Below are 3,911 nucleotides of genomic sequence, written 5' to 3' on the forward strand. Positions count from 1 at the left end.
CGGGTGGGCGCTGCCGGTGTTCAGTGCGGCGGCCCTGATCACGGTGCTGTTCGTCGAGGTCGTCGACTTCGCGGTCGCAGAGTTCGGGGCCCTGCTCAATGTTGCCGTGGGTGCCGCGGCCCTGGCCGTGTTCTCGAATCGGCTCGCCGGCCGGGACCGTGACGAACCGATTGTTCCGGCCGTGTGAACAGGGAGTGGTTTCGAATCGAGCGCCGAGGCCACTTACGTGCCGTTCGTCGCTTACGGTAGACACCGTGAGCATGCCAGCCCCTGATGCCGCGAGCACTGCGGCGAGCAGCGCATCGACCTGGCCCGCGATTCTGACGTGGCGGGCGGTCGATGCGCCGCGTATGGAATCGGTCCGTGTGCAGTTGAGCGGTAGTCGCATCAAGTCGTCCGGCCGTATCGTCGGGGGTGCGTGCGCCGAGCATCCGGCCTTCAGTGCGTCCTACGACCTCGTGACCGACGAGAACGGTGTCACCCGCAGGTTGTCGGTGCGCACGACGCTGGCCTCGGGTGAGAAGCACATGTCGATCAGCCGGTCCGGTGAGGGAATCTGGATGGTCGACAACGGGACGCAGCATCAGCGGTCTGCGTTCGGTGGTGCACTCGACGTCGACGTGATCCTCAGCCCGTTCTTCAATGCGCTGCCGATCCGGCGGTACGCATTGCAGTCCGGCGCGGACGATCTCGAGGTTCCCGTCGTGTACGTGAACCTGCTCGATCTCAGCGTCGAGGAGGCGACGCTCATCTACAGCAGCGCCGCCGACGGCATCCACGTCATGTCACCGGTATCGAGTTCGACCGTCACGGTCGACGCGGACGGTTTCGTCGTCGACTATCACGGGCTCGCCGAACGCATCTGATCGTCCGGTGTGCCCTCGACGGCCAGGGCGAGCGCGAGCGCCGTGGACTCGCCGGGATGGCTGCCGTGTCCGCCGGGCCCGCTCGTCAGTCCGACGACCTGCAGGCCGACGGGGTGATCGTGGCCGTCCGGGGCCGGTACGGACAGTGCAGGGACCCCGAGCACGTTGAACGGGATGCAGCGCTGCAGCAGGGGAGCACGCAGCTCGGCGGGGTCGCTGTCCACCGGCGCCGACCGCACCCCGGTGGTGACGGTGAGCAGGGCGTCGAGTCGTTCGGTTCGGCGCAGTCGCCGCAGCACCTCGCCGCGCAGGCGTTCGGCCGCGCGCAGCGCCCGCAGGTATTCGGAGGCGGGCCGGTCGGCCTGCGCGGCCAGAAGTGCCGCCGTCGGCGGGCAATATCTGCCGGGGTCGTCCTCGAACCACCGTTGATGCGTTTCGTACGCCTCGGATCCGGTGACGATCGGATACGCGCCGAGCATCTCGTCCGTCTCGGGCAGTGTCGTGTCCACGACCTCGGCCCCGAGATCGCGGAGGGTGCGGCAGGCGGTGTCGAGCGCCGCGGCGACCTCGGCGTCGTCGATGTCCCAGATGCCGCCGCGCAGTACGCCCACGCGCAGTCCCGACACCGGGGTGCGCAGGTGCGCGACCCCGGGCAGCGCACCCCACGCCAGACCGGCGTCGAGGACGTCGCCGGTGAGCAGGCCGATGTGGTCGAACGTGGTGGACAGCGGGAACACGCCGTCCAACGGCAGAGCGCCGCTGCTCGGCTTGAGCCCGACGATCCCGCACAGCGCAGCGGGTGTGCGGACACTGCACCCGGTGTCGGTGCCGAGCGCGAGCGGCACGATGCCCTTGCCGACCAGCACCGCCGAGCCCGACGACGAACCGCCACTGATCAGCGCCGGATCGTGCGGGTGCGAGGCCGGACCGGCCGCATTGACCAGACCGGTGGGGCCGTAGGCGAACTCGTGCAGGTGCGTCTTGGCGACGACGATCGCCCCGGCCTCCCGCAGTTGCGCGACGATCCGGGCATCCCGGCGGGCCGGGGGTGCGTCGGCGAGGACGGCGCTGCCGCAGCGTGTCGGCATTCCCGCGACGTCGATGTTGTCCTTGATCGCGACGGCGACGCCGTGCAGCGGGCCGATCCAGCTGCCGGCGTCGAGCTCCGCGTCGGCGCGGGCCGCGGATTCGAGCGCGGCCGCGTCGTTGCGGGCGGCGACGATGTTGCTCCAGGGCGTGCCGTCGAGGGCGTCGAGTTCGGCGAGGACCTGCCGGACGTGGTCGGTCGCGGTGAGGTCGCGCTTGGCCAGGGCCGACGCGGTGTCGCGCAGATTCACGACGTCCACACCCCGCCGCGACGCCCGGCGTCGCGCAGCTGCTCGATCCAGTTGTCGTCGCCGGGGACGATCCCGGTGATGGGCTTGCGTTCGCGCTGCTCGTAGCGCAGCCGGGCCGCGTGGCCCGCGGACGTGAGGTCGCCGGTGCGGCCGTCGGCGAGCTGCTCGCGGGCGTTGCGCAGAACCTCGAGGGTTTCGTCGAGCGCCGCGAGCAGGGCGGTCGCGTTGCCCTCGCACATCGCGTCGACGAGCACGGGCGCGGTCCCGGCGATGCGGGTGCCGTCGCGGAAGGAACCGGCCGCCAGCGCCAGCGCGAGGTCGCCGCCACCGGCCCCGGCGAGGGCGAGGGCTTCGGCGAGGATGTGCGGCAGATGCGAGATCCGCGCGACCGCGGCGTCGTGTTCCCCGGATTCGGCGGGCACGACCACCGAACCGCAGTCGAGGGCGAGTCCAGCGACCTGTTGCCACACGTCGGGGTCGGCTCCGTCGTCGACGGTCACCACCCACACGGCGTCGCGGAAGAGATCGGCGGTACCGGCGTCCCATCCGGATTCGGCGGTCCCGGCCATGGGATGCCCGCCGACGAAGCGTGCGGACAGTCCCCGTGCCGCGACTGCCGCGGCGACCGCGGATTTCACACTCACCACGTCGGTCAGGGCGACGTTCGGGGCGTGCTCGGCGACCGCGGCGAGTACCGAGTCGACCGCCGGCATCGGCACCGCGACGACGACAAGCGCGTCGGAAGCGGCCGCGCGGCGCAGCACCGTGGGCAGGTCGGTGGAGGCGTCGAAGCCGTCGGCGATCGCGGCGTCGACGGCACCGGACGAACGGTTGTATCCCCAGGCTTCGCGGCCCGCGGCGACGGCGGCACGCAGCAGCGAACCGCCGATCAGGCCGAGGCCGAGCACGCAGACGGGCGGGGCGGAAACTGCACTGGACACCGCATCAGGTTGGCACATTCGCCATCGGACTTCATTCACGGGACCGGGCCGACTACCGTTGCGCGCATGGCTGCACAGCGTGTAGGGGACAAGAGCCCTTCGGTGACAACATCCGGGGCATCCGGTGCTTCGTCGGAGGACCTGGACGGCTTCGCCGTCGCTGTCACGCGGGAGGAAGGCCGGTGGAAGTGCCGGGCCCTGACTTCTGCTGCGTTGACGAGTTTGGCGACGGCGGAGACGGAGCTGCGAGAGCTGCGGAGCTCCGGCGCGGTCTTCGGTCTGCTCAACGTGGACGACGAGTTCTTCGTGATTGTGCGTCCGGCTCCGGCGGGGACGCAGTTGCTGTTGTCCGACGCGACGATGGCGGTGGACTACGACATCGCCGCCGACGTGCTCGAGGCACTCAACATCGAGATTCCCGACATCGACCCGGACGAGCTGGACGAGGTCGAGCCGTGGGAAGAGGGGGACCTGGCGATCCTCGCCGACATGGGTCTGCCCGAGCCGGTCCTGGCGGTGATCCTGTCGGAGACGGAGCTGTATCCGGACGAGCAGATCGAGGAGATCGCGCAGCGCTGCGGGTTCGACGACGTGTTGTCCTCGACCTTGGACAAGCTGCAGAAGTAGATGGGGCTGCGGGACGACGAGGAACTGATCCGGGTCGCGCTCGAGGCCGCGAAAACGGCACCCACCGGGACGTCCCCGGCGGGTGCCGTTTTCGCGGCCGACGGCACCGAGCTGGCACGCGCGGCGAACTCGCGGGAAGC

The 3,911-nt window shown here is 70.5% G+C and carries 4 protein-coding genes and 2 pseudogenes; 4 read left to right on the plus strand and 2 right to left on the minus strand.

Annotated features, from left to right (window positions below; translation table 11 throughout):
* Both I0Q12_RS26610 and I0Q12_RS26615 read left to right on the plus strand, forming a co-directional pair.
* Positions 1-187, plus strand: a pseudogene (locus I0Q12_RS26610) (hypothetical protein); the annotation flags it as partial.
* Positions 188-260: 73 nt separating this feature from the next.
* Entirely contained in the window at positions 261-866 is a 606-nt protein-coding gene (locus tag I0Q12_RS26615; RefSeq protein ID WP_197256319.1) for a putative glycolipid-binding domain-containing protein, read from the plus strand.
* Here the strand turns inward: I0Q12_RS26615 and I0Q12_RS26620 are convergent.
* Together I0Q12_RS26620 and I0Q12_RS26625 are read right to left on the minus strand one after the other, a co-directional pair.
* Positions 842-2,212 carry an amidase gene (locus tag I0Q12_RS26620; RefSeq protein ID WP_197256313.1) on the minus strand — a complete coding sequence of 457 codons (1,371 nt, stop codon included), beginning with the start codon at positions 2,210-2,212 and terminating at the stop codon, positions 842-844. The two genes, I0Q12_RS26615 and I0Q12_RS26620, sit on opposite strands and share 25 nt — an antisense overlap.
* On the minus strand, positions 2,200-3,162 hold the full coding sequence (locus tag I0Q12_RS26625) for a prephenate dehydrogenase (RefSeq protein WP_197256315.1): 963 nt from the start codon (positions 3,160-3,162) through the stop codon (positions 2,200-2,202). The genes I0Q12_RS26620 and I0Q12_RS26625 overlap by 13 nt, the downstream gene beginning before the upstream one ends.
* Before the next feature lie 48 nt (positions 3,163-3,210).
* Here I0Q12_RS26625 and I0Q12_RS26630 point away from each other — a divergent pair, with 48 nt between their 5' ends.
* A complete protein-coding gene (locus I0Q12_RS26630; RefSeq protein WP_197256317.1) occupies positions 3,211-3,771 on the plus strand; it encodes a tRNA adenosine deaminase-associated protein in 561 nt (186 codons plus the stop codon).
* Positions 3,772-3,911, plus strand: a pseudogene (locus I0Q12_RS26635) (nucleoside deaminase); the annotation flags it as partial.

Source organism: Rhodococcus sp. CX (genome assembly GCF_015865005.1).
Lineage (GTDB): Bacteria > Actinomycetota > Actinomycetes > Mycobacteriales > Mycobacteriaceae > Rhodococcus.

Coding starts and splice junctions, on each gene's coding strand:
- I0Q12_RS26625 (WP_197256315.1), bottom strand. CDS start 3,162: ATGTGCCAACCTGATGCGGTGTCCAGTGCAGTTTCCGCCCCGCCCGTC.
- I0Q12_RS26630 (WP_197256317.1), top strand. CDS start 3,211: ATGGCTGCACAGCGTGTAGGGGACAAGAGCCCTTCGGTGACAACATCC.
- I0Q12_RS26615 (WP_197256319.1), top strand. CDS start 261: ATGCCAGCCCCTGATGCCGCGAGCACTGCGGCGAGCAGCGCATCGACC.